Here is a 26,877-nt window from a genome sequence, read left to right on the forward strand (position 1 = left end):
CGCGCGCGCCTGCATCCAGCGTGCACGCGCGCGCTGCTAGATTCGCCGGCAGTCCGACCGAACTGGAAGTCCTGCCATGAACAAGCCCTTCGCCCTGCTGCTGGCCCTGTCCGCTGCTACGCTGGCCCCGGCCGCGCACGCCGCCGGCAACCTCGATTGCCAGCTGCGCTACAACCTGTCCGGCTGGTCACTGATCTACAAGACCGCTTCCGGCAACGGCACGGTCAGCTGCAGCAACGGCACCAGCCTGCCGGTGCGTATCGAAGTGAAGGGCGGCGGCCTGACCGTGGGCAAGTCGAAGATCACCAATGGCCGTGGCAGCTTCACCGGCGCCGTCAGCGTCAACGAGCTGCTGGGCACCTACGCCTCGGTTGGCGCGCATGCGGGTGCCGTGAAGTCCAGCAACGCGCAGGTGATGACCAAGGGCGACATCTCGCTGGCCCTGTCCGGCACTGGCAAGGGCTGGGATCTGGGCGTGGACGGCGCCGCCTTCACCATCAGCCGGCGCTGAGCCGTGCCGGACGCTGCAGCCACAATGCAAGCAGGCCGCACACGATGAGTGTCGGTGCCAGCAGTTGCAGTGCACCGACCACGGCCATCGCCACGCCGATCAACAGGTAGTAGAGCAGGCCGAACAGGGCGCCGGCGCTGCCCAGGCAGTGCGGGTATCCGCGCAGGGCCTGGCCCAGCACATTGGGAATGGCCAGGCCGAACCCGGCCACCACCGGCACCATCGCCGCGACCAGTGCCGGCTGATTGTGCAGCAAGGCAGCCAACAGCCCACCGGCCAGCACCAGGCCTGCGGCGAGCCGGATGCGCGTGGCGGAGGCAACGCCTGCGCGCAGCAGGCGAGCATTGCCCCATGCACCCAGCGCCGAGCCGAGCGCCAGCAGCGCGCCGCTGGCACCGAACCAGGCCAGCGGCCAGTGCAGGCGTTCGAACACGAACGGGCCCAGCGCGTACCAACTGTACATCGCCACGTTGAACGCCATCACCAGCAGCGCCTGTGACCAGATCCAGCGATCACGCAGCAGTTGCCACAACAGTGGCAGCAGGGGCGTGTGCGCGACTTCCGCAGGGCGGCTCTCGCGCAGGCCCGTTGCGCATCCGAGCATCAGCAGGCTGACCATCAGCAGCAGGCCGGCCTGCACGCCGGCATAGCCATGGCTGTCCACCAGCAGCACACCCAGTGCCAGCCCGATCGCCGGGCTCAAGGCCAGCGCCATGCCGATCCACGAGAACGCCTGCGCCAACGCCGGCCCCTTCAGGTAGTCGCGCAGTACGGTCTGGGTTACCACCGAGGCCGCCGCCGCACCCAGTGCGGCCAGTGCTTGGGCCAGCAGGACCTGGCCGAACGTGCTGGCCAGCAGGCCGCCGCAGGCGGCCAGTACGAACACGGCCAGGCCGCAGAGCAGGGCAGGGCGACGACCGACATGGTCGGCCAGCCGCCCCCATAGCAGGACACCGGCGGCAAAACCGAACAGGTACAGGCTCATGGCCTGGCTGGCGGCGCCGGGGGGCAGTGCGAAGCGCCCGGCGAGGTCGGCCAGGGCCGGGCTGTACAGGGTCTGCGCCAACTGGGGGAACATCAGCAGCGCGATGGTGAGCAACAACAGGCGACGCGACATGCGGGTGCTCCGCAGACAGGGCCGCGTATTGTGGTGGCCGGCGTAGTGGCGCACTCTGTCGGTCCGGCCAGGAAATGGATGAAATCGGACATGGCGTGGCTGCAACCGGATGCGCACTTCGATGCGGATGCCTGGAGCGCACCGGTGCTGGGCATCGCGTCGTCGCTGGCCGATCATGATTCGGGTTGGCACCAGCACGCGCGCGCGCAGTTGCTGTACACCCGGCGGGGCTGCACGCGGCTGACCTTCGGCGACCGCATCAGCCTGCTGCCGCCCTCGCGCGCGGCATGGATTCCCGGCGGCCTGCGCCATCGCGCACAGATGCGCCAGGCCGTGGACTACCGCTCGCTGTATTTCGATGCCATGTTGTCGGCACGGCTGCCGCAGCAGCCGGCGATCATCGGCGTCGGCCCCCTGCTGCAGGCATTGCTGGAACCGATCGCGCAGGCGCCGTTCGACCATGACTGGCGGGCGCCACGCGCGCACCATCAATTGGCGTTGTGCGTGCTGGAGATCGCCGCCGCACCGGTGGCGCCGATGGACCTGCCGCTGCCACGCGATCCACGCATCGCGCGCTGCCTGCCGCTGGCCGAGCAGTTGCCGCCTGAACTGGGTGAGCTCGCCGCGCGTGCGGGCCTGAGCGTGCGCACGGTCGGCCGGTTGATGCAACGCGACACCGGCATGGGCTACCAGGCCTGGCGCCAGCAATGGCGCCTGATGCGCGCCATGGAGCTGCTGCTGCTTGGCCATCGCATCGGGCACGTTGCGCAGGACACTGGTTTTTCCGCCGAGAGCCCGTTCATCGCCTTTTTCCGCAGCATGACCGGCACCACGCCCGCCGCGTTCCAGCGCCACGCAAAAGGGGACGGAGGGGATTAAGTCGCTTTCGCCCTTCGACGCACAGCGTGGCGAAAACGACTTAATCCCCTCCGTCCCCTTTTCAAAGAAAAACCCCGGCCGGAGCCGGGGTTCTGCATTTCAACGTGGCTGCCGATCAGCCGCCGCGCGGGCCGCTGCGGCGCGGGCCGCCGGGACCGCGGTTGCCACCGGGGCCGCCCGGGCCTCGGTTGCCACCCGGACCACCGGGACCACGGTTACCACCCGGGCCACGGTTGTTGCCAGCGCCCGGACCGCGACCGCCCGGACGGGCGCCCTGTGCCGGCTTCGGGCTGCCATACGGGTTGAAGCCCGGGGTGGCGTGGTCGGACGGGAAGCTCGGGGCGTTGCCCGGATGGCCGTACGGGTGCTTGTTGCCCTGGCCCTGCGAGCGGTTGCCGCCACCGGCCGGACGACCCTGGCCGCCTGCGCCGCCACGGCCTTCGCCGCCGAAACCGCCACGGCCCTGGCCGCCACCGGCGCCTGCGCCCGGGCCCTTCGGCTTGCCGTACGGACGGCCCTGGCCGCCTGCACCCGGACCACGGGCACCGGGGCCGCGTGCGCCCGGGCCGGCGTTGCGATGGCCGCTCGGGCCGGTGCTCACGCCATCCGGCACGTACCAGGTGCGGAACGCGGCCGGATTGCCTTCCGGCAGCGAACGATCATTCTTCGGCGCGCGCTGCTTGAACGGCTTCTGCGACTGCTTGGCTGCCGCTTCACCACTGACCGTCAGGCCGCCCTTGAAGCCGCCACCCTTGCCGCCGCGACCACGGCCGCGGTCTTCGCGGACGTTGTCGAAACGACGCAGCTCGCGGCCTTCGTCGGCGGTGTTGTGGCCGTTGACGTAGGCGTTGCCACGGCCACCTTCGCGCACGCGCACGGTGGTCTTGGCCGCGCGGCGCTGGCCGATCACCGGCTGCAGCGTCAGTGCCGACGGTGCGCCTTCTTCCAGCTTCAGCTGGGCGCGCAGGGCTTCAACCTGCGTGGTGCCCAGTTCCACCGAATGGCCACGGGCCAGTTCGCGCGGCAGGCTCACCTTGCCATAGCGGGTGCGCTTCAGGCGGCTGACCTGGCAGCCCTGCGACTCCCACAGCCGGCGCACTTCGCGGTTGCGGCCTTCCTTTACCACGACGCGGAACCAGTCGTGCGAATCGGTGCCGCCGATGCGTTCGATCTCATCGAACTTGGCCGGGCCGTCTTCCAGCGCGACGCCACGGGTGAGGCGGTCGACGATGGCGTCAGAGACCTTTTCCTCGCCCTCCGGCGCACGCACGCGCACCACGTACTCGCGCTCGACCTCGAACGACGGGTGCATCATGGCGTTGGCCAGCTCACCGTCGGTGGTGGCCAGCAGCAGGCCGGTGGTGTTGATGTCCAGGCGGCCGATGGCGATCCAGCGCGCGCCCTTCAGCGGCGGCAGCGACTCGAACACGGTCGGGCGGCCTTCCGGATCATCGCGGGTGGTCACTTCGCCTTCCGGCTTGTTGTAGACCAGCACGCGCGACGGCTCGGCCAGGGCGGTGGCGACGAAGCCGCGGCCATCCAGTTCGATCTTGTCGCCGCTCTTGACCGACATGCCGGTCTGCGCGACTTCACCGTTGACCTTGACCAGGCCTTCGGCGATGCGCTGTTCCAGCGCGCGGCGCGAGCCGAGGCCGGCCTGTGCGAGCACCTTGTGCAGGCGTTCTTCCAGCTTGAACTGTTCGGAGGTGGCTTCGCGCTTCAGCGAGAGCTTGTTACGGGGGGTGTCACTCATCAGTTTTGCTCCGGCCGACGGTTTCGAGGTCGGCCTCTGGTTCGGAATCGGCTTGGTCAACAGCCACGGTCGTCATCGCGACGGCGTTGTCTTCGCGTTCGTTCACTGGCACCGCGCGCTCGCCCGGCGCGGAATCGGGGTGCCCATCATCGAGGGGCGAAGGTGCTTGCTCATCGGTGGCCGACGCAGGGGCTGCATCGGCGGAATCGGGGGTGTCACTGCCGGCCAGGCTGGCATCATCGTTCGCGGCAGCGCCATCGGCGCCGGCCGAGATGTCCGGACCCTCGGCACCGGCGACGGCCGGCGCATCGCGGTCCAGGGCAAGCTGCGGTTCCAGCTCGCCCAGGTCCTTCAACTCCGACAGCGGCGGCAGTTCGTCCAGCCGCTTCAGCCCGAAGTAATCCAGGAAGCCCTTGGTGGTGCCGAACAGCGCCGGTTTGCCGGGCACGTCGCGATGGCCGACCACGCGGATCCACTCGCGTTCTTCCAGCGCCTGGATGATGTTGCTGCTGACCGCCACGCCGCGCACCTGTTCGATCTCGCCGCGGGTGATCGGCTGCCGGTAGGCGATCAGCGCCAGGGTTTCCAGGGTGGCACGGGTGTAGCGGGTCTTGCGTTCGGTCCACAGCCGGCTGATCCAGCCATGCACTTCGCCGGTGACCTGGTAGCGGAAGCCGGAGGCGACCTCGACCAGTTCCACGCCGCGGCCTTCGCAGGCCTCGCGCAGGCGTTCCAGCGCACGTTCGATGCTGCCCGGCGGTGCCGGTTCCTCTTCCGGGAACAGGTCCTTCAGCTGGGCCAGGGTGAGCGGCTGGCTGGAAGCCAGCAGGGCACCCTCGACAATGCGGTTGATCAGCGATTGATCCATCGGCAGTCAGCGCTCACTCGTCTGCATTGGCGTCGTCGTCGTTGTCGTCGAACTCGCTGCTGAACTGCAGCGGGGCATTGGTGTTGCCGGCCGCCAGCGACTTCACGTAGATCGGCGCCAGCGGTTCTTCCTGGACGATGTCCAGCAGCTGTTCCTTGGCCAGCTCCAGCACCGCCAGGAACGTGACCAGCACGCCCAGCTTGCCTTCTTCGGCGGTGAACAGCCCTTCAAAACGATAGAACTTGCCATCTTCCAGGCGTCCCAGCACTTCGCCCATGCGTTGCCGCACGCTCAGTGCCTCACGCTTGATGGCGTGGCCGCTGAACAGCTCGGCGCGCTTGAGCACGTCGTGCAGGGCCAGCAGCATTTCCTTCAGGTCCACCGGCGGCGGCAGCTTCACCGTGGCACGTTCGGGCATGAAGGCATGTGCCACGGTGGTATCGCGGTCCTGGCGGGGCAGGGCGTCGATGTTCTCGGCGGCCTGCTTGAAGCGTTCGTACTCCTGCAGCCGGCGCACCAGTTCGGCGCGCGGGTCGGCTTCATCGCCTTCCTCGCTGACCGGGCGCGGCAGCAGCATCCGCGACTTCACCTCGGCCAGGATCGCGGCCATCACCAGGTATTCGGCCGCCAGCTCGAAGCGCAGCTCGCGCATCACGGTGATGTACTCCACGTACTGCCGGGTGATCTCGGCAACGGGAATGTCCAGTACATCCAGGTTCTGGCGGCGGATCAGGTACAGCAGCAGGTCCAGCGGGCCTTCAAAGGCATCCAGGATGACTTCCAGCGCGTCCGGCGGGATGTACAGGTCCTGCGGAATCTGCAGGACCGGTTGCCCATGCACCACGGCCAGCGGCATTTCCTGCTGCTGGGGGGCGGGCGGCCGGGTTGGCGGGTTCGCGTCGAGCGCGAGTTCGGAAGTCATCTAATGGAGATCAGGATTGCAACGGACCAGTCGCGGCACCGGGTTCGCCGGGCCAACGCCACGGAGCCCCAAGGCGCCAGACACGCCGGGATCGGCGCGATTCCACACATATCAAACAGCGGGACGCGCCGCGGTAAACGGCAGCGACAGAACTACGGGGAGGTCGTCTACGTGGCCCGGCCGGGTGGTCCGGTTTGAAGCAGCGGGACGGTCGTCGGGGGCTGCGTTGGCCGCAAAAACCGACGGGCCGCTGCATCCAGCCACGTGCAATGGAGTCTAGGGTAAGCCTTTGCCGCGCCAGTGTCCAGCCGGACCGGGGCGGGGGCTGCATTGGCTAGAATCTGCGGACCCGACAACGCAAGCGAGGAAATGCCGGTGTGGTATGTGATCGAAGGGTATGACGGCCAGGATGTGCTGGCGCAGCGGCTGCAGGCGCGGCCGGAACACCTGGCGCGGCTGCACGCGCTGCGCGACGAGGGACGCCTGCTGCTGGCCGGCCCGTGCCCGGCGGTGGACAGTGAAGACCCGGGCCCGGCCGGTTTCAGCGGCTCGGTGGTGATCGCGCAGTTCGAGTCGTTGCCGCAGGCCCAGGCCTGGGCCGATGCCGACCCGTACGTGGCTGCCGGCGTCTACACCCGCGTGCAGGTACGCCCGTTCCGCAAGGTCCTGCCGTGAACGCGGAACGGATCGAGCGGATCCGTGATGCGCTGCAGCAGGCGTTGGCACCCAGCGTGCTCGAGATCGAGGATGACAGCCATCGCCATGCCGGCCATGCCGGCGCGCGCGACGGGCGCGGCCATTTCAACGTCCATGTGGTGAGTGAACGCTTCGCCGGACTGGCTCCGTTGGCCCGGCATCGCGCGGTCTATGCCGCGCTGGGGTCGATGATGGACACCGATATCCACGCGCTGTCCATCCGCGCACATACCCCGTCAGAACAGGGCTGAGCCCTTGTCCCGCACTGTCCTGGCGGGTCCGCAAGGGCCTGGCCACGGACAGGTTTTCATGTCCATTTCGGGACATTCGCCTAACGGACTGTTTACAAGCCCAGATGGAAACGCTTACATTCCGCGCCAATGCTGGTAGGTCCAAGCCGTGGAGGGCGGCTTCGTGAACAAGGCAGCTATCACAATCAAAGACGTCGCACGCGAAGCCCGGGTCTCCGTGGCCACGGTTTCCCGCGCGCTCAACGGGCATGAAAATGTCGCCGAACCGGTCCGCCAGCTTGTGCTGGAGGTGGCCGCACGGCTGCGCTACACCCCGCATGCCGCCGCCCGCAGCCTGAGCAGCCGCCGCACCAATACGGTGGGCGTGGTGCTGCCTGACCTGTACGGCGAATTCTTCTCCGAACTGATGCGCGGCATCGACGGCGTGGCCCGCAACCGCCGCCAGCACCTGCTGGTGTCCAGCTACCACGGCGACCAGGAACAGCAGGGCGCCGCCCTGCGTGCCATGCGCGGCCGCGTCGACGGCCTGCTGGTGCTCTCGCCGTATGCCGAGAGCCCGGGCTTCCTGACCGACAACCTGCCGCAGTCGCTGCCGACGGTGTTGATCAACACCTATCTGCCCGGGCAGGACCATCCGGTGCTGAGCATCGACGATCACGCCGGTGCGATGGCGATGACCCGCCATCTGCTGGATGCCGGCCACCGCCGCATTGCCTTCATTTCTGGCCCGGACCTCAACTTCGACGCGCGCGAGCGCCTGCGCGGCTTCCGTGACGCGCTGGTGGCGTTTGGCAGTGGCGCCGAGGGCATCGAGCTGCCCGGTGATTTCGACGAAGCTTCCGGCCATCGCGCCGGTCAGGAGTTGCTGGCAGCCGGAGCGCTGCCCGATGCCGTGTTCGCCGCCAACGACATGATGGCCCTGGGCTGCCTGTATGCGTTCACGCAGGCTGGTGTCCGTGTGCCGGTCGATGTTGCCCTGGCAGGTTTCGATGACATTCCACTGGCGCGTTTCGTCCACCCGTCGCTGACCACCATGCAGGTCAGCATCGCCGAGCTCGGCGACCGGGCCATGACGCGCCTGATGCAGTTGATGGACGGCACCTCCACGGATGGGACAGGGGACAAGCAGACCCTGGTTCCCCGCTTGATAGTTCGCGATTCCACCACTCCGCCATCCGGCCATTGAAGCCAGAGGCGTTCCTTCTTTTTTTTGACTGATCGCAGGGACCGCGCAAGCGGTTACCGCCACCCGGAGATTGAGTTGATGATGCATACCACCTTCCGCATGCCGGCGCGCCGGCTGCTGAGCACCGCACTGGTCAGCTGCCTGATGCTGGCCGCCGCCCCCAACGTCATGGCGCAGTCGGCCAACGCCAGCCTGCGCGGCCAGGTTGCCGGCGCCCAGGCAGGTACCGAAGTGACCGCCACCAACGTGGCCACCGGTACCGTCCGCCGTGGCACCATCCGCGCCGACGGCAGCTACTCGCTGATGGGCCTGGACCCGGGTACCTATGACGTGGTCGCCAACGGCCAGACCCAGAAGGTCACCGTCACCGTGGCCTCGACCGCGACCCTGAACTTTGCCGGTGCCGCCAGCAGCACCCCCGGTTCGACCGCGGCCACCAACCTGGACACCGTCAACGTCGTCGCGCCGACCCTGCTGCAGGAAGTGCGCACCTCCGAAGTCGGCAAGACCGTCAGCCTGCAGCAGATCCAGACCACCCCGCAGGTCTCGCGCAACTTCCTGGAGTTCGCCGACGCGGTGCCGGGCCTGATCTTCACCCGCGACGCCAAGGGCAACACCTCGCTGCGCGGCGGCGCCACCAATGCCGACGGCACCAACGTGTACATCGACGGCGTAGGCCAGAAGAGCTACGTCAAGGGTGGCGGCGTGGCCGGCCAGTCCGGCAGCGCCGGCAACCCGTTCCCGCAGCTGGCCATCGGCGAATACAAGGTCATCAGCGGCAACTACAAGGCCGAGTACGGCCAGGTGTCGAGCGCCGCCGTGACGGCTGCGACCAAGTCCGGCACCAATGAGTTCAAGGGCGAGGCGTTCTACCGCTACACCGATGAGGACATGCGTGCCAAGACCCCGGCAGAGCGCCAGGGTGGCAAGGAAAAGATGGTCTCGGCCGAGAAGGAATACGGCTTCGCCCTGGGCGGCCCGATCATCCAGGACAAGGCGCACTTCTTCGTGACCTACGAAGCCAAGCGCTTCGACCTGCCGGTCACCATCGCGCCGGATGGCGCGGTCACCGGCGCTGCCGGCCTGCTGCCGCCCGCCGGTGCCGCCGGCCTCGGCCCGGCCAGCCAGCCGTTCCAGCAGGATCTGATCTTCGGCAAGATCGACTTCGAGCCGACCGACAACGACCGCATCGAGCTGACCTTCCAGGACCGCGACGAAACCCAGTCGCAGTTCAGTGGCCAGACCTCGCCGGAAGCCGGCCGTGAAGTGGTCAACACCGACCGTCGTTATGCCCTGCGCTGGAACCACAGCGGTGAGCGCTACTACAACGAGTTGATGGTCACCCACGAAGATTCGTTCAACAATCCGACCCCGCTGACGCTGGCCAACGGCATCACCTACACCGCACCGGACGGCCCCGAAGACCGCACCATCGTGAAGATCGGTGGCGCCTCGGCACTGGATTCGCAGGTGAAGGGCCAGAAGGGCTGGTCGATCGAAGACAACCTGACTCTGGATGGCATCCAGTGGGCGGGCGACCACACCATCAAGATGGGCGTGAAGTACAAGCAGATCGACCTGTACGCGTCCGATGCGGCGCAGATCAACCCGACCTTCACCTACTCGCTGGGTGATCCGGACTTCCCCGATTCCATTCCGTACAAGGCGCAGTTCGTCAAGCCGGTGACCGGCGTGACCGGTGTGTCCGGCGAAGTGCGTTCGAAGTCCAAGCAGTACGGCGTGTTCATCCAGGACGACTGGCAGGTCAATGACCACCTGCAGCTGAACATCGGCCTGCGCTGGGACTACGAAAAGACCCCGTCCTACCTGGACTTCGTGACCCCGCAGCAGGTGGTCGACGCCATCTATTCGCAGGATCCGCGCGCTCCCGCCGGCCAGACCTATGCCGATTCGCTGGCACTGGGCGGCCTGGACATCAGCGACTACATCAGCAACGGTCACAACCGCAAGGCATTCAAGGATGCCTGGCAGCCGCGCCTGGGCTTCTCGTATGACATCAATGCCGACGAGCAGCACGTGATCCACGGTGGTGCCGGCCGTTCCTACGACCGTGACCTGTTCGACAACCTGCAGCTGGAAACCACCAAGCTGGCCCTGCCGCAGCCGACCATCTACTTCCGCAACCCGGCCACCGGCGCCTGCATCAACGGCCAGGCCGCCTGCTATGACTGGAACCCGAACCTGCTCAACGGCATCGGCAACCTGCAGGCACTGGTCGGCGCGACCAGCAATGCCGGCCTGGAAGTGGACCTGCTGAACAACAAGCTGAAGGCGCCGTACTCGGATCAGTTCAGCCTGGGCATGAGCAACCAGATCGGCGACTGGCTGACCGACGCCACCATCGCTCGAACCCTGAGCTACGACGGCTTCGCCTTCACCCTGGGCAACCGCTACCCGACCGGCCAGTTCTTCGATGATCCGCGCCTGTGTGGTGGCACCTCCCCGGGCCTGAGCCAGGCCTGGAGCTGCAACGTGCCGGGCTTCGGCAGCCTGATCATCGGCCAGCAGGGCATCAAGACCCGTGCCACCCAGGTCCTGCTGTCGGCACAGAAGCCGTTCACCAAGGAAAGCGGTTGGGGCACCTCGATCGCCTATACCTGGACCACCGCGCGCCACAACCGTGACATCAACGAGAAGTACGCCTTTGATCGCGGTCTGATCGGTGATTACCCGACCATCCGTTCCAACGGCGCGCCGCGCCACCGCCTGGTGGTGACCGGTTCCTACGCGGGCTTCTGGGGCATCACCTTCGGCGGCAAGATCACCCTGGCCACCCCGACCGCCGTCAACGACTGGTACCCGGTGATGCAGGCCAGCGGCTACACGCTGCCGACTCCGCAGGCGGCCGTGCCCAACGCAACCGGCAAGTTCCTGGTGGGCGGCAAGATCTTCGGCTACCGTTCGGTCGACCTGCAGGCGACGAAGACGTTCAAGATGCCGGGCAACACTGAGCTGTACGCCCGCCTGGACATCATCAACGTGTTCAACTTCGACAACTTCTCCACCTACAACTACGTCAAGACCAACGGCAAGCTGCAGGCCAGCTACAACGAGACCGGCGACATCATCGGTACTCCGCGCCAGGTCAAGGCCGAAGTGGGCTTCCGCTTCTAAGCCCGGGCGGTGATGCATGACCCGATGCCGCCGGCTCGCTGGCGGCATCGGTGAGAACGGCAATGGCCGGCCCCGTGCCGGTCCATTGCCCACGCCGCTGCCGGCCAGGGGGCAGCGGCGTGGGCAATGATCGCGGTGTCAGGCCACGTTTTTCGTGGTTTTTTAAGCACACACCTTGTAAACGATTTCAGATCATTGGACGGTATGCTTTCCCATCGATCAGACCACCGGAGGAACCGCGCCATGCAGGCACGCCATCTGTTGTCCGCCGCAGCGCTGAGCCTGGCCGTGGCCGCCTGCCAGCCGGCCCAGCAGGAACCTGCCAAACCGCGCCCGCCGGTGATCCTGATCGAGGCCGATGCACCGCCGCGGCCGATGAAGCCTGAGCTGCCGCCGCTGTTCGATGACATCGAGCGCCGCACCTTCCAGTTCTTCTGGGATACCACCAACGAGGTCAACGGGCTGACCCCGGACCGCTACCCGTCGCGGCCGTTCGCCAGCATCGCCTCGGTCGGCTTCGCGCTGACCGCCTATCCGATCGGCATCGAGAACGGCTGGGTCAGCCGCAACCAGGCGATCGACCGCACGCTGACCACGCTGAAGTTCTTCCGCGACGTGCCGATGGGCCCGCAGCGCACCGGCAAGGCCGGTTACAAGGGCTTCTACTACCACTTCCTGGACATGCAGGAAGGCCGTCGCTACGACAGCTGGGTCGAGCTGTCATCGGTGGATACCGCGCTGCTGATGATGGGCGTGCTGTTCGCGCAGTCGTACTACGACGGTGATGATCCGCGCGAGAAGGAAATCCGCCAGATCGCCGATACGTTGTACAAGAAGGTCGACTGGCCGTGGCTGCAGCAGCGTGCACCGCTGATCTCGATGGGCTGGTTCCCGGAGAGCGGTTTCATCGACCACGACTGGATGGGCTACAACGAGGCGATGATGGTGTACATCCTCGCCCTGGGCTCGCCGACGCACCCGGTCAGCCCGGACGCGTGGACGGTGTGGACGCGTACCTACGACAACGACTGGGGCGTCTACCAGGGCCAGGAATACCTGTCCTTCGGCCCGCTGTTCGGCCACCAGTACAGCCACGTCTGGATCGACTTCCGCGACATCCAGGACGCTTACATGCGCGAGCGCGGCAGCACCTATTTCCTCAACAGCCGGTCGGCCGCGCTGGCCCAGCGCGAATATGCCATCGCCAACCCGATGCAGTGGAAGGAGTATGGCGAGAACGTGTGGGGCCTGACCGCCAGCGATGGTCCGCAGAACACCACGCAGGAGTACCGCGGCGAGCAGCGCCAGTTCCGCCACTACTCCTCGCGCGGCGCCGGCCTGCGCGAGAACTTCGATGACGGCACCATCGCCCCGACCGCTGCGATCGCCTCGGTGGTGTTCGCCCCCGAGCAGGTGATCCCGGCCACGCTGGAGATGCACAAGCGCTTTGGCGACTACATCTATTCCAGCTACGGCTTCCTGGATTCGTTCAACCCCAGCTTCAACTACGACATCCCGATCAAGACCGGTCGTCTGGTTCCCGATCGCGGCTGGGTCGCCAGCGACTACATCGCCATCGACCAGGGCCCGATCCTGACCATGATCGCCAACTACCGCGATGACTTCGTCTGGGAAGTGATGAAGAAGAACCCGTACATCCGCAAGGGCCTGGAGCGGGCCGGGTTCAGCGGTGGCTGGCTGGCGCCGGAAGGCTCGTTCCAGCCGCTGGAACTGCAGAAAGACGAAAAGGCCGCGGCAGCACGCGCGGTGGGTATCGCCGAATCACGCGCGGCTGCCGCGCAGGAACAGAAGAACAATGCCAACCGCACCACAGGCCAGGGCAAGTAGCCCGATGCCGAACTGGATCGACCGCCTGCGCCGCTGGGCGCTGCCTGCCCTGGCCGCGTTGGCCGTGGCCGGCTGCGCCCGTACCGAACCGGGCACCACCACCGTGCGCTTCTGGGCGATGGGCCGCGAAGCCGAGGTGGTCAGCGAGCTGATCCACGAATTCGAGGCCGAAAACCCCGGCATCAAGGTGGACGTGCAGAACATCCCGTGGACCGCTGCACATGAGAAGCTGCTGACCGCGTTCGCCGCCGACGGCCTGCCGGACGTGTGCCAGCTTGGCAACACCTGGGTGCCGGAGTTCGCCGAACTCGACGCGCTGACCCCGCTGCAGCCGTTCGTGCAGCGCTCCACCGTGGTCGACCCGAAGGACTACTTCCAGGGCATCTGGGATACCAACGTGATCCACGGCGGGCTGGTCGGCGTGCCGTGGTACGTCGATACGCGCCTGATCTACTACCGCAAGGACCTGCTGGCCAAGGCCGGCTACGACCACCCGCCGCGTACGTGGCAGGAATGGGAAGAGCAGATGGCGGCGATCAAGCGCATGCAGGGCCCGAGCCGCTACGCGGTGCTGATGCCGATCAACGAGTTCGAGCAGCAGCTGTCGCTGGCCTTGCAGCAGCCCGACCCGCTGCTGCGTGACGACGACACCCGGGGCAATTTCTCCAGCCCGGGGTTCCGCCGCACGCTGGGCTTCTACGCCAACATGTTCGAGCAGGGCTGGGCGCCGAAGATGTCCGAGACGCAGATCTCCAATGTCTGGGACGAATTCTTCCGCGGCTTCAACGTGTTCTACATCTCCGGCCCCTGGAACATCCGCGAGTTCAAGAAGCTGCAGCCGAAGGAACTGGAAGGGCAGTGGGGCACCGCCGCGCTGCCGGGGCCGGACGGTCCGGGCGCGGGCATCGCCGGTGGTACCAGCCTGGTGATCTTCCGCAAGTCGCAGCAGAAGGAGGCGTCCTGGAAGCTGATCGAATTCCTGTCGCGGCCGGAAATCCAGGCACGCTTCCATTCGATCATTGGCGACCTGCCGCCGCGCCGCAGTGCGTGGAACACGCCGTCGCTGGCCAATGACCCGCTGGCGGCCGCGTTCCGCGATCAGCTGGAGCGGGTCAGGCCGACGCCGAAGGTGCTCGAATGGGAGCGCATCGTGCAGGAAATGCGCATCGTCACCGAGAAGGTGGTGCGCGGTGGCCTGCCGCAGGACAAGGCCGTGGAAGAGCTGGACCAGCGCGTGGACAAGGTGCTGGCCAAGCGCCGCTGGATGCATGAACAACAACGCCTGCAGGAGCGCGCGCCGTCGCCGCAATCGAGCAGCGCCGTGGCCGCCGGGAGCGCGCAATGAAACGTACTTCGCTGGCCGGCTGGATCTTCGCCGGCCCCTCGCTGATCGTGCTGGGCGTGTTCTTCGGCCTGCCGGTCGCCTCGGCGCTTGCACTGAGCGTGACCGACTTCGACCTCTATGCACTGGCCGACAGCAGCAACCTGCGCTTCGTAGGCCTGGGCAACTACATCGACCTGCTGCAGACGCCGATGTTCTGGAAGTCGCTGTGGAACACCACCTACTTCGTGCTGATCGGCGTGCCGTTGTCGATCGGCGTGTCGCTGGGCGCGGCGATGCTGCTCAATGCACCGGCCGCGCGCTTCAAGGCCCTGTTCCGCACGGCCCTGTTCGCGCCGGTGGTGACCACGCTGGTGGCGGTGGCGGTGATCTGGCGCTACCTGTTCCATACCAGCTATGGCCTGGTGAACTACGGCCTGGGCCATCTGGGCATCAGCCCGATCGACTGGCTGGGTGATCCCAACTGGGCGATGCCGACCATCATGCTGTTCGCGGTGTGGAAGAACTTCGGCTACAACATGGTGATCTTCCTGGCCGGCCTGCAGGCGATCCCGCATGACCTGTACGAAGCGGCGCGCATCGATGGTGCCTCGCGCTGGAAGCAGTTCCTGCACATCACCCTGCCGATGCTCGGCCCGGTGCTGCTGGTGGTCGGGGTGATTACCGTGTCCGGCTACTTCCAGCTGTTCGCCGAACCCTACGTGATGACCCGCGGCGACCCACTGCAGAGCACCGTCAGCGTGCTGTATTTCATGTTCGAGGAAGGCTTCAAGTGGTGGAACCTGGGACGTGCCTCCGCCGTGGCGTTCCTGCTGTTCCTGATCATCCTGGCGGTGACCACCGTGATGCTGCGTTTCGGCCGCAAGAGGCAGTTGGTATGAGTCGTGAAATCGGCCAGTCGCGCTGGTACCCGTGGATGATCAATGGTGCGTTGCTGGTGCTGGCCCTGGTCAGCCTGGCACCGCTGCTGTGGATGGTCTCGGTCTCGTTCATGCCGCAGGGCGAGGCCAGCCATTTCCCGCCGCCGCTGCTGCCTTCGAGCATCACCACGCACAACTACCATGAACTGTTCGCGCGCACCGGCATGGGCGGCAACTTTGCCAACAGCCTGCTGGTGTCGCTGGGCATCACGATCGGCTCGCTGCTGCTCAACACCATGGCCGGTTACGCTTTCGCCAAGCTCAACTTCGTCGGCCGCGAGCGCCTGTTCCAGGTACTGATGGCGGCGCTGGTGATTCCGGCGCAGGTGGCGATGCTGCCACTGTTCCTGCTGATGAAGCAGCTGGGGCTGGTCAACAGCTTCGGCGGCGTGATCGTGCCGGCGCTGGCCAGCGTGTTCGGCATCTTCCTGGTACGCCAGTACGCACGTTCGATCCCGGACGAACTGCTGGAAGCGGCGCGCATCGACGGGGCAGGGGAGCTGCGCATCTTCTTCCAGATCGTGCTGCCGATGCTCAAGCCGGTACTGGTGACCCTGGCGATCTTCACCTTCATGGGCGCATGGAACGATTTCATGTGGCCGCTGATCGTGTTGACCGACCAGGAGCACTACACTTTGCCGGTGGCGCTGGCCACCCTCTCGCGCGAACACATCATGGACGTGGAAATGATGATGGCTGGCGCGGTGGTCACCGTGGTTCCGGTGCTGGCGCTGTTCCTGGTGCTGCAGCGGTACTACATCCAAGGTCTGTTGCTGGGGAGCGTCAAGGGATGAAGCGAGCGATCGCCGTTGGACTGGGACTGTTGTGGACCTCCCTGGCGATCGCCGCACCACCGGCACTGCCGGCGCCGAAGGTGCTGGACGACTTCGACGATATCGGCGCCTGGAAACTGGTGCTGTCCGACCAGGTCAGTGGTTCGCTGCGGCCGGTCAGTGGCGCCGGCGGCGGCCGTGCCCTGTGCCTGGACTATGATTTCCACAAGGTCTCCGGCTACGTCGGCATCCGCCGCGCGCTGAACATCGACTACCCGGTCAACTACCGTTTCGGCTTCCAGTTGCGTGGTGATTCGCCGGCCAACGACCTGCAGTTCAAGCTGATCGATGCCAGCGGCGACAACGTCTGGTGGGTCAACCGCCCGGGCTACAGCTTCCCCAAGGCGTGGACACCGGTCGAATACCGGCGTCGCCAGATCGACAAGGCGTGGGGGCCGTCGCCCGAGAAGGAGATGGCGCGCAGCGCCGCGGTCGAGTTCACGATCTACAGCAAGGTCGGTGGCCGCGGCACGGTGTGCTTCGACAAGCTGACCCTGCAGGGCCTGCCACCGCAGGATGATTCGGCACTGGTGCCATCGGTCATCGCCGATACCGCCACCGCGCTGCAGGACCGCATGATCGATGGCAAGGGCGATACGTTCTGGATCAGCGGCGGGGTCAAGCAGCAGACCATCAGCCTGGACCTGCACAAGAGCCGCGAGATCGGCGGTGCGGTGATCGACTGGCTGCCGAACCTGGAAGCCAATCGTTACACCGTGCGGACGTCCGAAGATGGCCGGGACTGGCGCACTGTGCGCGAGGTGACCGGCGGTGCGGGTGGCCGCGACTGGCTGGCGCTGCCGGACACCGACGCACGCTACGTGCGTTTCGACCTGCTCGATGGCCCGAACTGGCGCTATGGCATCCGTGACATCACGCTCAAGCCGCTGGCGTTCGCCGCCACGCCGAACGCCTTCCTGTCCTCGGTGGCGGCCGACCTGCCGCGCGGTTCGCTGCCGCGTGCGTATGTGGGCGAACAGCCGTACTGGACCCTGCTCGGCCTCGATGGCGGCCAGGAACAGGCGCTGATCAGCGAGGACGGTGCGCTGGAGCCGGCCAAGGGCAGCTTCAGCATCGAGCCGTTCATCCGCCTCGACGGCAAGCTGCTGGACTGGTCGAAGGTGGCCACTACCCAGTCGCTGCAGGACCACTATCTTCCGATCGCCAACGTCGACTGGGTGCACGAGAAGGCCGGCCTGGCGGTGACCAGCTTCGTGCAGGGCACGCCGGAGCGCGCGCAGTTGATCGGCCGCTACCGGCTGAGCAATCCGGACAAGGTGGCGCACGAGTACACCCTGGCGCTGGCGATCCGCCCCTGGCAGGTCAACCCGCCGACCCAGTTCCTCAACACCGTCGGCGGCTTCAGCCGCATCGATGCGCTGGACGTGGGCGAACAGCTGGTACGCATCAACGGCGAGCCGCGCATCTATCCACTGCAGGTGCCCGATGCCCGCTTCGCCAGCACGTTCGATGGCAAGCTCGATGCGGTGCATCTTGCGTCCGGAAAGTATCCGGCCACTACGGCAGTGAAGGACAGTACCGGCATGGCGTCCGGTGCGCTGCTGTATACGATCAAGCTGGAACCCGGGCAGAGCCGCGAAGTGGCAATGGTGCTGCCGCAGACCGGGAGCTGGGCGCCGCAGGCGCTGGACGTGGCCAAGGCGCAGGCGCAGGTGGCCGAACAGTGGCGGCACGCGCTGGGCGTGGTCTCGCTGCAGGTGCCGGCGGCAGGCCAGGCCCTGGTCGACACCCTGCGCACCGCCGTGGCGCACATGCTGATCTCGCGGGTCGGCCCGCGCCTGCAGCCGGGCACGCGCTCGTACGCGCGCAGCTGGATCCGCGACGGCGCGATGATTTCCGAAGGCCTGCTGCGCATGGGGCGCAGCGATGCCGTGCGTGACTACATCAACTGGTATGCGCCTTACCAGTTCGAGAACGGCAAGGTGCCGTGCTGTGTCGATGCGCGCGGCAGCGACCCGGTGCCGGAGAACGACAGCCACGGTGAGCTGATCTACAGCATCGCCGAATATGGGCGCTATACCGGCGACAGCACCTTCGCCGAGCTGATGTGGCCGCACGTGCAGGGCGCCTACAGCTACATGGAGCAGCTGCGTGCCAGCGAGCGTACCGAAGAGAACCGTGCGCGCAATCCGGCGTTCTACGGGATGATGCCGGCCTCGATCAGCCACGAAGGCTATTCGGCCAAGCCGATGCATTCGTACTGGGATAATTTCTGGGCGTTGCGCGGCTACAAGGACGCGGCATCGCTGGCGGCCCAGCTGGGCAAGGTCGAAGCGATGCAGATCGCCGAGTCGCGTGACCAGTTCCGTGATGACCTGCAGGCGTCACTGCTGTCGGCGATGCAGCAGCACAACATCGACTACCTGCCGGGCTCGGCCGAGCTGGGCGATTTCGACGCGACCTCGACCACCATCGCGCTGGCGCCGGGCGGCGAGCAGGGCCGGCTGCCGCAGCAGGCGTTGGAGGCGACCTTCGAGCGCTACTGGAAGGAATTCGTGGCCCGCCGCGATGGCAAGCGCGAGTGGAAGGACTACACGCCGTACGAATGGCGCAACGTGGCCGCCTTCGTTCGCCTGGGCTGGCGCGATCGCGCCTGGCAGGCGACCGAGTTCTTCTTCAAGGACCGTGCGCCGCAGGCCTGGAACCAGTGGGCCGAAGTGGTCTCGCGCACGCCGCGCAAGCCGTTCTTCGTCGGTGACCTGCCGCATGCCTGGGTCGCCTCGGACTTCGTGCGCTCGGCCCTGGACATGTTCGCCTACAGTCGTGACATGGACGATGCGCTGGTGTTGGCCGCCGGCATCCCGACGGCCTGGCTGCAGGGCGAGGGCATCGCCGTGCAGGGCCTTCGCACGCCGCAGGGCCAGCTCAATTACCGCCTGCAGCGCAGCGACAAGCAGCTGGTGCTGGAGGTGCAGCCGGGCCTGGTGCCACCGGTCGGTGGCGTGGTGTTGCCGTGGCCGTACGCCGGTGATCCGGGCGAGGCGACCATCAACGGCGAAGCGGCCGAATGGATCAACAAGGAACTGCACGTGCACCAGCTGCCGGCACGGGTCGAGATCGATGTACCGGGCGCGGTGCGCCGCGCCGAGCGCAAGGGGCAGTAACGATGAAGCAACAAGGGGAGGGAGCGCGTGCGACGGTGCGCGCCCTGGGGCTGGCCATTGCATTGGCATTGCCAGGGCTGACGCTGGCGGCGGTGCCGCAGGTCGCATCGCCAGCGGTGGACATCGCCAGCGCGCCAGGCATGAGCATGGTCACCTTCAACCTCCATCATGACCGCGAAGACTGGCCAAGCCGCCGCCGTACCATCCTGGCCGAACTCAAGCGCCTGCAGCCCGATGCCATCGCGTTGCAGGAGGTGATCCAGCGCCGCAACGTGCGCAACCAGGCGCAGTGGCTGGCCAGCCAACTCGGCTACAAGTACGTATTCGTGTCCACCGATCCGGTGGGTGCGCCGAAGCGTTACGGCAATGCGTTGCTGACCCGGCGGCCGATCCTCGCCCAGGGGGATCATCTGCTGCTGCCATTGGACGACTACCGCACGGTGGCCCACCTGCGCATCGACGTCGACGGCACGCCGGTGAACGTCTACGCCACGCATCTCAACGAGCGCAACGACGAGAGTGGTCAGCGCATCCGCCGTACCCAGGTCGAGGACCTGCTGCGCTTCATCACCGCTACCTCGGCCGGCGCGCCGGTGGTGATCGCGGGCGACTTCAATGCGCTGGTGGACGCAGGTGACCTGAGCGAGCTGCGCAGCCATTACGGCGACAGCTATGGCAGCGTGCACGTCAACACCGACCTGGCCGGGGTCAGCACCTTGAACCGGCACTATTACCAGGCACCTTCGCGTATCGACCACATCTTCTTCCAGCAGGACCGGATGGTCGCGCGCGAAGCGAAGCTCCTGTTCGACCAGCCCGATGACAGCGGTCGCTGGGCCTCGGACCACTACGGCGTGTGGACCCGGTTGCAGTTCGCGCCGACGCGCTGATGTCCTGGTAGGTGCCAACCTTGGTTGGCACGGACGTGTCCGCGTTCGCTCGAACAACGGCGCCAACCAAGGTTGGCCTCTACCAGAGCGCTGCACGCGCCCGGCGCACAAACAGAAACGGCGGGGATCATCGATCCCCGCCGTTCTTTTTCACGCGACCAGATCGCGATCAGTTCGCCGGCGGCGTGCGCTTGGCGGCGTCTTCGTCTTCTTCGTCGGCCTTGGCTTCGGCCGCCTGGGCGGCGGCATCGGCGTGACCATCGGCGACCGGATCGATCGACGGCGTCACCACCGCATCGGCGACCGGGGCCGCAGCTTCCACCGGTGCGGCTTCAACCGCCACCGGAGCGACCGGCTGTTCGGCGACCGGCGCGGTCTCGACAACCGGCTTGGCTTCAACCGCGGGAGCGGCCTCCGCCACCGGGGCGGCCTCAACGGCCAGCGGCTCGGCTTCGACCACCGGGGCTGCTGCAACAACCTCCGGCTTCGATTCCACGACCGGAGCAGCCTCGACCACGACCGGCTTGGCTTCGACCGCCGGTGCTGCAGCCACCACCGGCTGGGCCGGGGTCGCCGCGTCGATGGCATCGAGCATGCTGGTCTGCACCGGCGAAGATGCCGGTTCGGCCTTGGCCACGGTATTGATCGGGGCCTGTACCTCGGCCACCACCGGTGCAGCGGCATCGACCACGGCGCTGCTCACCACCGCGACCGGCGCGGCGACAACAGCGGCGGCGGCACGGACCGGCTTTCCGGATTCGGCAGCGGTCGGTTCGACTTCGTCATCGAAATCGAATTCCGGTTGCGAACGGGCCGGCTGCGCGGCCGCGACCGGAGTGGTCCCGGCGACGCTGTCGTTGCTCTGCTCGGCGACATCAGCGGCATCGGTGTCATCACTGTCGTCCGCGTCGTCCTGATCATCGCCCAGGCCATCGCTGCCGGCAGCGTTCTCGGCGCCACCACGACGGCGGCGACGGCCACCACGACGGCCACGGCGGCGGCGGGTCGCGCCTTCACCGGCCTGCTCGCCGTTGGCGTCGACAGCAGCCTCTTCACCGGTCACGGCAATCGCCTCGGCCTCGTTGCCGGCGTTGGCAGTGGTGTCGGCCGGTGCAGTGGCTTCCGCCGGAGCGGAGGCGGCCGGCGCAACCGGCGCCACCGGCGCAGTGGCTTCCTGAGCGGTCACCCCATTGGCGGCGACCGCCGTGGCGGCCACGGCGGCAGCCGCGGTCACGGCCTCGGCCGGTGCCTCGGCGGTGCTGCGCTGCGGCTTCTCGGCCGGCTTGTCACCGTCCTGCGGCTGGCGCGGCTGCTTGGGCTGCTTCAGCTTCGGCTGCTGCTGGTTCTGGTTCTGGCCCTGCTGCTCGTTGCGCGGCTTGTTCTGCTGATGCGGCTGCTGGCCGTCCTTCTGCTGAGGCTCCTTCTGCCTGCCCTGCTGCGGCTGCTGCTGGGCATTGCCGTTGTTGCCGTTGCGGCCGTCCTTGCGCTGCTCACCGCGCTCCTTGCGGTTGCCGCCATCCTTCTGCTGCTGAGCGTTGCCGTTGCCACGGTTGTCGTCGCGGCGATCCTTGCGGTCCTTGTTGCGATCCTTGTTGCGGTCCTTGCGGCCGCCGTCCTGCTGCTGGCGGGCAACAGGAGCCGCCGGCGCCGGCGCCGGCGCCGGTTCGCCACCGAACACGCGCTTGAGCCAACCGATCACGCCGCCGCTCGGGGCCGCTGCAACCGGCGCTGCCACGACCGGGGCCGGTGCCGCTGCGGCCGGCTCCACTTCCTCGCGCACCGGGGCGGGGGAGGTGTGCTTGACCTGGGTCACCGCCGGCGGCGGGATGTTCAGCTGGCCCTTGGTCAGGGCATGCACCGGCAGCTTGCGCGGGGTGCCGCGCTGGTAACTGGGCTTGTTGCTCTCTTCACCCAGCTCGTTCTCGCGCAGGCGGGTGACGGTGTAGTGCGGGGTGTGCAGCTGCTCGTCGGCGACGATCACGATCGGCGCCTCGTGGCGCTGCTCGATCTCGCGCAGGGCACTGCGCTTTTCGTTCAGCAGGTAATTGGCGATCTCCACCGGCGCCTGGACCAGCACCTGCCCGGTGTTTTCCTTCATCGCATGCTCTTCGGCAACGCGGATGATCGACAGCGACAGCGACTCGACGCTGCGCATGCGGCCGTGGCCGTCGCAACGCGGGCAGACGATCTGGCTGGATTCACCCAGGCTCGGGCGCAGGCGCTGGCGGCTCATTTCCAGCAGGCCGAAGCGCGAGATGCGGCCGACCTGGACGCGCGCACGGTCGTACTTCAGCGCGTTGGCCAAGCGGTTCTCGACCTCGCGCTGGTGCTTGTTGGAGGCCATGTCGATGAAGTCGATCACCACCAGGCCGCCCAGGTCGCGCAGGCGCAGCTGGCGGGCCACTTCCTCGGCCGCTTCCAGGTTGGTCTGGAACGCGGTGTCCTCGATGTCGCTGCCCTTGGTGGCGCGCGAGGAATTGACGTCGACCGCGGTCAGCGCTTCGGTCTGGTCGACCACGATCGAGCCGCCCGACGGCAGGCGCACGTTGCGCTCGTAGGCGCCCTCGATCTGCGACTCGATCTGGAAGCGGTTGAACAGCGGGATGTCGTCCTTGTAATGCTTGAGCTTGCGCAGGGTCTGCGGCATCACCTGCTGCATGAACTCGCGGGCGTGCTCGTACATCTCCTCGGTGTCCACCAGGATCTCGCCGATGTCGGCGCGCAGGTAGTCACGCAGGGCGCGCACGATCAGGCGCGATTCCTGGTAGATCAGGAACGGAGCCGGCTTGCTCAGTGCGGCTTCGGCGATGGCGCGCCAGACATTGAGCAGGTAGTCCAGGTCCCACTGCAGCTCTTCCGCATCGCGGCCGACGCCGGCGGTACGGATGATCACGCCCATGTCGTCGGGAATGTTCAGCTTGTCCAGGGCGTCCTTCAGCGCGGCCCGGTCTTCGCCCTCGATGCGACGGGAAACGCCGCCGGCGCTGGGCGAGTTCGGCATCAGCACCATGTAGCGGCCGGCCAGCGAGATGAACGTGGTCAGGGCGGCGCCCTTGTTGCCACGCTCTTCCTTGTCGACCTGGACGACGATCTCCTGGCCTTCCTTCAGCAGCTCGCGGATGCCGGCCTTGTTGTGGTCGACACCGGCCTGGAAGTAGTCGCGGGAGATTTCCTTCAGCGGCAGGAAGCCATGGCGGCCACCGCCGTACTCGACGAAGGCGGCTTCCAGCGAGGGCTCGATGCGGAAGATCCGGCCCTTGTAGATGTTGGACTTCTTCTGTTCCTTCGACGGCTGTTCGATGTCGATGTCATACAACGACTGGCCATCCACGATGGCAACACGCAGCTCTTCAGCCTGCGTGGCGTTGATCAGCATTCGCTTCATTGTTGCGTTCCTCGCAAGCGGCTACCGCGCGGAACGCCATGGGGTTTCGCCTCTGGACACGGTTCGCCGCCCATTCGCGCAAGCGCGGGGAGGGCGGCTTGGGTTTCCAGCGCTACGACACCACGGCAGGCCGCGGGAGCGCTTCACTCTTATGGGTTTTGGGGTGTTACAGGCCGCAGGCAGCTGTCAGCCAGGCTGGAGCGCCACGCGGGACATGTTCAGCACGGTTGCGTGTCAGGCATCCGGCGATGGCCGGGAAGGCCGGTGAGCCGCTAACATGGCCGCCCCGCGGGCGGTGGTCGCGCACTGTGCCGGATTCGTCGGAAGCTGGGCTTCTGGCCCTGAGTAACTTCCAACGAAATCAATCCCTTATCTCGCCCCCCGAGTGTAACAGAATAAACAGCCTGATGACCGCCCAAGACCCCACCAAACCCGCTGGCGACAAGCCTTCCGTGCGCATGATCACCGTTCCCGCCGACCGCGCCGGCCAGCGCCTGGACAACTTCCTGCTCGGCCAGCTGAAGGGCGCCCCGCGCAGCCTGGTCTACAAGCTGGTGCGCAGTGGCCAGGTTCGGGTGAACGGTGGCCGCGCCAAGGCCGAACGCAAGCTCGAGGCCGGTGACGAGGTGCGCGTGCCACCGGTCCGTCTCACTGAGGAGGGAGACAAGGCCGGTCCGCCGGAGGCGTTCATGCGCCGCCTGGAGCAGGCCATCGTCTTCGAGGACGCCCGCCTGCTGGCCCTGAACAAGCCGACCGGCGTGGCCAGCCACGGCGGCAGCGGCATCAGCTTCGGCGCCATCGAGACCCTGCGCGCGCTGCGCCCGGGGCAGACCCTGGAGCTGGTCCACCGGTTGGATCGCGACACCTCGGGCCTGCTGATCGTGGCCAAGAAGCGCTCGGCGCTGAGCGAACTGCAGGCCTTGCTGCGTGAAGACCACGGCGCCGGCATCCGCAAGCGCTACCTGACGCTGCTGGCCGGGCGCATGCCCGACGGCGTGATGACGGTCGACGCACCGCTGCACGTGGGCCTGCGCCAGGGCGGCGAGCGCCATGTGCAGGTCAATGCGATCGGCAAGGAGTCGATCAGCCACTTCCGGGTGCTGGAACGCCGCGGTGGCCATTCGTACTGCGAAGTCCGCATCGAGACCGGCCGTACCCACCAGATCCGCGTGCACGCCCAGCATCTGGGGCATCCGGTGGCCGGTGACGACAAATACGGCGATCCAGCGGTCAACAAGCGGCTTCGTGAGCAGATCGGGCTGAAGCGCTTGTTCCTGCATGCGGCCTCGCTGGAGTTCGCGCTGGATGACGGCAAGAGCCCATACGTATTGAACGCGCCGCTGGCGGATGAGCTGGTCGAGGCGCTGGACCGGCTGAAGTAAGGATCTCCCGTAGCGTCGAGTCACGCTCGACTGCGCCTCGGTCGGGCCGCGCGGAAAGCCAGTCGAGCATGGCTGGACTCTACAGGGCGAGCCGGGAACCCCTCACCACTTGAACAGCACCAGGCTGATCGCCAGCGTGCCCATGCCGGCCACCAGTCCGTAAACCGTCTCGTGGCCCTTGGCATAGCGCTTGGCCGCCGGCAGCAGCTCATCCAGCGCCAGGAACACCATCACGCCGGCGATCAGGCCGAACACCCAGCCGAACGTGGCGTGCGACAGCGATCCTGACAGAAGCCAGTAGCCAAGCGCCGCGCCCACGGGCTCGGCCAGGCCGGACAGCAGGCTGGCACTGAACGCGTAGAACTTGTTCTGGGTGGCGAAGTACACCGGCACCGCGATCGCGATGCCCTCGGGAATGTTGTGGATGGCGATGGCGAAGGCCAGTGGCATGCCCACCGATGGGCTTTCCAGCGTGGCAAAGAAGGTCGCCAGCCCTTCCGGGAAATTGTGTGCGGTGATCGCAACCGAGGTCAGCAGCGCGACCCGCTTCAGGTACTCGCGGCTGTTCTCGCGGAACGCAGGGTCCTGTTTGTCCAGGCTGTCATGCGGATTGGGAATGAAGTGGTCGATCAGTACGATCACGATCACGCCCAGCAGGAAGGCCAAGATGCCGTAGGTGAAGCCGGTGCGCTCGCCATACGCCAGTGCAAACGACGCAATGGACTTGTTGAGGATCTCCGACAGCGACACATAGACCATCGCGCCACCGGCAAAGGCCAGGCCGAACGCCAGCAGGCGCGGGCTGGGGCGGCGCGAGAACAGCACCAGCAGGCTGCCGATCGCGGTGGCCAGGCCTGCGGCAAGCGTGACCGCCAGTGCGATCCAGATGTTTTCAGGGGGAATCTGCAGCATCAACCCACGCGATCCTGGTCAACAGACAGCCGCCCCGGGCAGGGCCGGGGCGGCGAGGGCGAGGCGGGCGTCGGCAGGCCCCGTCGGGGTGCGCGCGATCAGCCGCCGCGGCGCAGGCGTTCTTCGATGGCGAAGCACTGGTCCGGCTTCGGCTGTGGCGGGTTGAAGCTGACAGGAACCTGGATGGTGGCCGGCACCGGTTGGCCGTTACGGGTAGCGGCCTTGAACTGCCAGCCCTGCACGGCGGTCTTGGCCAGTTCGTCCAGCTGCGGGTTGCCAGCCCCGGTCAACAGCGCAACCTCGCTCGGCTTGCCGTCGGTGCCGATGGTCACCTTGAAGGTGCTGGTGCCGCCCACGCCCATGCAGGCCAGTTCCAGCGGGTACTGCGGCGGCGGCGTCTTCACCGCGGCCACTTCGGTCGGCGGCGGTGGTGGCGGTGACGGCGGTTCGGACGCGCCACAGCCGGCCAGGCCGGTCGCAGCGATCAGGGACAGGCTCAGCAAACGTACGTTCATGGCAGTTGCTCCGTCAGGGCCGAAGTCTTGGCCGCGCAGATGAAGTCGTTCTCGCTCAGCCCGCCCACATCGTGGGTGGAGAAGCGCACGACCGCGCGGTCGTAGTGCACGCCCAGGTCCGGGTGGTGGTCCTCGCGGTGGGCGATCCAGGCCAGCGCGTTCACGAAGGCCATGGTGGCGTAGTAATCCTTGAAGCGGAAGGTACGCGACAGGGCCTGGTCACCCTCGCTCAGCTCCCAGCCGGGAACCTGCGGCAGCAGTTCGGCCAGGCGGGCCTCGCCGAGCTTGTGGTCGCTGCCTTTGCGCGGCACGCAACGGGCCTGGGCCAGTGGAATCAGGTCGGCCATGGGAATCTCCACCTCGTGTTGACTGAACAATGCGCCGGACGGTGTATAAACCGAATGAGC

21 protein-coding genes are annotated in these 26,877 nt (G+C 66.9%); 13 read left to right on the plus strand and 8 right to left on the minus strand.

Annotated features, from left to right (window positions below):
* Positions 1–76 precede the first annotated feature (76 nt).
* On the plus strand, positions 77–511 hold the full coding sequence (locus J3A72_RS09990) for a hypothetical protein (protein WP_014037831.1): 435 nt from the start codon (positions 77–79) through the stop codon (positions 509–511).
* Here the strand turns inward: J3A72_RS09990 and J3A72_RS09995 are convergent.
* Positions 498–1,628: an MFS transporter gene (locus J3A72_RS09995; RefSeq protein WP_075076337.1), complete on the minus strand. Its 1,131-nt coding sequence runs from the start codon at positions 1,626–1,628 to the stop codon at positions 498–500. The two genes, J3A72_RS09990 and J3A72_RS09995, sit on opposite strands and share 14 nt — an antisense overlap.
* A 90-nt stretch (positions 1,629–1,718) precedes the next feature.
* Between J3A72_RS09995 and J3A72_RS10000 the strand changes: the two genes are divergently transcribed.
* Positions 1,719–2,507, plus strand: coding sequence for a helix-turn-helix transcriptional regulator (locus J3A72_RS10000; RefSeq protein WP_075076342.1), 789 nt, complete (start codon positions 1,719–1,721; stop codon positions 2,505–2,507).
* A 115-nt stretch (positions 2,508–2,622) separates the two neighbouring features.
* On the opposite strand, the gene J3A72_RS10005 is transcribed toward J3A72_RS10000, so the two are convergent.
* The 3 genes from J3A72_RS10005 to J3A72_RS10015 are packed head-to-tail and all read right to left on the minus strand — an operon-like array spanning position 2,623 to position 6,050.
* A complete protein-coding gene (locus J3A72_RS10005) occupies positions 2,623–4,260 on the minus strand; it encodes a pseudouridine synthase (protein ID WP_075076338.1) in 1,638 nt (545 codons plus the stop codon).
* Positions 4,253–5,128 (minus strand): SMC-Scp complex subunit ScpB, encoded by an 876-nt coding sequence (gene scpB / locus J3A72_RS10010; protein WP_075076339.1) that lies wholly within the window; start codon positions 5,126–5,128, stop codon positions 4,253–4,255. The genes J3A72_RS10005 and scpB overlap by 8 nt, the downstream gene beginning before the upstream one ends.
* Positions 5,129–5,141: 13 nt before the next feature.
* A complete protein-coding gene (locus tag J3A72_RS10015; protein WP_014647754.1) occupies positions 5,142–6,050 on the minus strand; it encodes a ScpA family protein in 909 nt (302 codons plus the stop codon).
* A gap of 375 nt (positions 6,051–6,425) precedes the next feature.
* Here J3A72_RS10015 and J3A72_RS10020 point away from each other — a divergent pair, with 375 nt between their 5' ends.
* The 10 genes from J3A72_RS10020 to J3A72_RS10065 all read left to right on the plus strand — a co-directional run bounded on the left by J3A72_RS10020 (position 6,426) and on the right by J3A72_RS10065 (position 20,276).
* Positions 6,426–6,725: a YciI family protein gene (locus J3A72_RS10020; RefSeq protein WP_014037825.1), complete on the plus strand. Its 300-nt coding sequence runs from the start codon at positions 6,426–6,428 to the stop codon at positions 6,723–6,725.
* Entirely contained in the window at positions 6,722–6,997 is a 276-nt protein-coding gene (locus tag J3A72_RS10025) for a BolA family protein (protein ID WP_014647753.1), read from the plus strand. Before J3A72_RS10020 ends, J3A72_RS10025 begins: the two co-directional genes overlap by 4 nt.
* Positions 6,998–7,145: 148 nt before the next feature.
* Complete coding sequence (locus tag J3A72_RS10030) at positions 7,146–8,183, plus strand: LacI family DNA-binding transcriptional regulator (RefSeq protein WP_032960106.1); 1,038 nt, start codon at positions 7,146–7,148, stop codon at positions 8,181–8,183.
* Positions 8,184–8,261: 78 nt separating this feature from the next.
* Positions 8,262–11,318 (plus strand): TonB-dependent receptor, encoded by a 3,057-nt coding sequence (locus J3A72_RS10035; protein WP_032960107.1) that lies wholly within the window; start codon positions 8,262–8,264, stop codon positions 11,316–11,318.
* Positions 11,319–11,561: 243 nt separating this feature from the next.
* Complete coding sequence (locus J3A72_RS10040) at positions 11,562–13,166, plus strand: glucoamylase family protein (RefSeq protein ID WP_014647750.1); 1,605 nt, start codon at positions 11,562–11,564, stop codon at positions 13,164–13,166.
* A gap of 4 nt (positions 13,167–13,170) precedes the next feature.
* Entirely contained in the window at positions 13,171–14,511 is a 1,341-nt protein-coding gene (locus J3A72_RS10045) for a sugar ABC transporter substrate-binding protein (RefSeq protein WP_014647749.1), read from the plus strand.
* Complete coding sequence (locus tag J3A72_RS10050) at positions 14,508–15,389, plus strand: sugar ABC transporter permease (protein WP_005410323.1); 882 nt, start codon at positions 14,508–14,510, stop codon at positions 15,387–15,389. The genes J3A72_RS10045 and J3A72_RS10050 overlap by 4 nt, the downstream gene beginning before the upstream one ends.
* A complete protein-coding gene (locus J3A72_RS10055; RefSeq protein ID WP_006456347.1) occupies positions 15,386–16,222 on the plus strand; it encodes a carbohydrate ABC transporter permease in 837 nt (278 codons plus the stop codon). The genes J3A72_RS10050 and J3A72_RS10055 overlap by 4 nt, the downstream gene beginning before the upstream one ends.
* Positions 16,219–19,386, plus strand: a complete 3,168-nt coding sequence (locus tag J3A72_RS10060; protein ID WP_069116070.1) for a discoidin domain-containing protein — start codon at positions 16,219–16,221, stop codon at positions 19,384–19,386. The genes J3A72_RS10055 and J3A72_RS10060 overlap by 4 nt, the downstream gene beginning before the upstream one ends.
* 2 nt (positions 19,387–19,388) lie before the next feature.
* The gene (locus J3A72_RS10065; RefSeq protein WP_032960121.1) at positions 19,389–20,276 is read left to right on the plus strand and encodes an endonuclease/exonuclease/phosphatase family protein; all 888 of its coding nucleotides are present in this window, start codon (positions 19,389–19,391) and stop codon (positions 20,274–20,276) included.
* Positions 20,277–20,445: 169 nt separating this feature from the next.
* Here the strand turns inward: J3A72_RS10065 and rne are convergent, their stop codons facing one another.
* Positions 20,446–23,661, minus strand: coding sequence for a ribonuclease E (rne, locus tag J3A72_RS10070; RefSeq protein WP_075076681.1), 3,216 nt, complete (start codon positions 23,659–23,661; stop codon positions 20,446–20,448).
* Positions 23,662–24,068: 407 nt separating this feature from the next.
* Here rne and J3A72_RS10075 point away from each other — a divergent pair, with 407 nt between their 5' ends.
* On the plus strand, positions 24,069–25,043 hold the full coding sequence (locus tag J3A72_RS10075; protein ID WP_049403782.1) for an RluA family pseudouridine synthase: 975 nt from the start codon (positions 24,069–24,071) through the stop codon (positions 25,041–25,043).
* A 102-nt stretch (positions 25,044–25,145) separates the two neighbouring features.
* Here the strand turns inward: J3A72_RS10075 and zupT are convergent, their stop codons facing one another.
* The 3 genes from zupT to J3A72_RS10090 form a co-directional block, all read right to left on the minus strand.
* Complete coding sequence (gene zupT, locus J3A72_RS10080; RefSeq protein ID WP_075076680.1) at positions 25,146–25,955, minus strand: zinc transporter ZupT; 810 nt, start codon at positions 25,953–25,955, stop codon at positions 25,146–25,148.
* A gap of 98 nt (positions 25,956–26,053) precedes the next feature.
* Entirely contained in the window at positions 26,054–26,470 is a 417-nt protein-coding gene (locus J3A72_RS10085; RefSeq protein WP_014647742.1) for an energy transducer TonB, read from the minus strand.
* On the minus strand, positions 26,467–26,817 hold the full coding sequence (locus tag J3A72_RS10090; RefSeq protein ID WP_014647741.1) for a 4a-hydroxytetrahydrobiopterin dehydratase: 351 nt from the start codon (positions 26,815–26,817) through the stop codon (positions 26,467–26,469). The genes J3A72_RS10085 and J3A72_RS10090 overlap by 4 nt, the downstream gene beginning before the upstream one ends.
* Between the last annotated feature and the right edge of the window lie 60 nt (positions 26,818–26,877).

It is taken from the genome of Stenotrophomonas sp. PvP093, assembly GCF_017876915.1.
Lineage (GTDB): Bacteria > Pseudomonadota > Gammaproteobacteria > Xanthomonadales > Xanthomonadaceae > Stenotrophomonas > Stenotrophomonas muris.

Coding starts and splice junctions, on each gene's coding strand:
- J3A72_RS10060 (WP_069116070.1), top strand. CDS start 16,219: ATGAAGCGAGCGATCGCCGTTGGACTGGGACTGTTGTGGACCTCCCTG.
- J3A72_RS09995 (WP_075076337.1), bottom strand. CDS start 1,628: ATGTCGCGTCGCCTGTTGTTGCTCACCATCGCGCTGCTGATGTTCCCC.
- J3A72_RS10050 (WP_005410323.1), top strand. CDS start 14,508: ATGAAACGTACTTCGCTGGCCGGCTGGATCTTCGCCGGCCCCTCGCTG.
- zupT (WP_075076680.1), bottom strand. CDS start 25,955: ATGCTGCAGATTCCCCCTGAAAACATCTGGATCGCACTGGCGGTCACG.
- J3A72_RS10065 (WP_032960121.1), top strand. CDS start 19,389: ATGAAGCAACAAGGGGAGGGAGCGCGTGCGACGGTGCGCGCCCTGGGG.
- rne (WP_075076681.1), bottom strand. CDS start 23,661: ATGAAGCGAATGCTGATCAACGCCACGCAGGCTGAAGAGCTGCGTGTT.
- J3A72_RS10040 (WP_014647750.1), top strand. CDS start 11,562: ATGCAGGCACGCCATCTGTTGTCCGCCGCAGCGCTGAGCCTGGCCGTG.
- J3A72_RS10085 (WP_014647742.1), bottom strand. CDS start 26,470: ATGAACGTACGTTTGCTGAGCCTGTCCCTGATCGCTGCGACCGGCCTG.
- J3A72_RS10000 (WP_075076342.1), top strand. CDS start 1,719: ATGGCGTGGCTGCAACCGGATGCGCACTTCGATGCGGATGCCTGGAGC.
- J3A72_RS10005 (WP_075076338.1), bottom strand. CDS start 4,260: ATGAGTGACACCCCCCGTAACAAGCTCTCGCTGAAGCGCGAAGCCACC.
- J3A72_RS10090 (WP_014647741.1), bottom strand. CDS start 26,817: ATGGCCGACCTGATTCCACTGGCCCAGGCCCGTTGCGTGCCGCGCAAA.
- J3A72_RS10015 (WP_014647754.1), bottom strand. CDS start 6,050: ATGACTTCCGAACTCGCGCTCGACGCGAACCCGCCAACCCGGCCGCCC.
- J3A72_RS10075 (WP_049403782.1), top strand. CDS start 24,069: ATGACCGCCCAAGACCCCACCAAACCCGCTGGCGACAAGCCTTCCGTG.
- J3A72_RS10045 (WP_014647749.1), top strand. CDS start 13,171: ATGCCGAACTGGATCGACCGCCTGCGCCGCTGGGCGCTGCCTGCCCTG.
- scpB (WP_075076339.1), bottom strand. CDS start 5,128: ATGGATCAATCGCTGATCAACCGCATTGTCGAGGGTGCCCTGCTGGCT.
- J3A72_RS09990 (WP_014037831.1), top strand. CDS start 77: ATGAACAAGCCCTTCGCCCTGCTGCTGGCCCTGTCCGCTGCTACGCTG.
- J3A72_RS10055 (WP_006456347.1), top strand. CDS start 15,386: ATGAGTCGTGAAATCGGCCAGTCGCGCTGGTACCCGTGGATGATCAAT.
- J3A72_RS10035 (WP_032960107.1), top strand. CDS start 8,262: ATGATGCATACCACCTTCCGCATGCCGGCGCGCCGGCTGCTGAGCACC.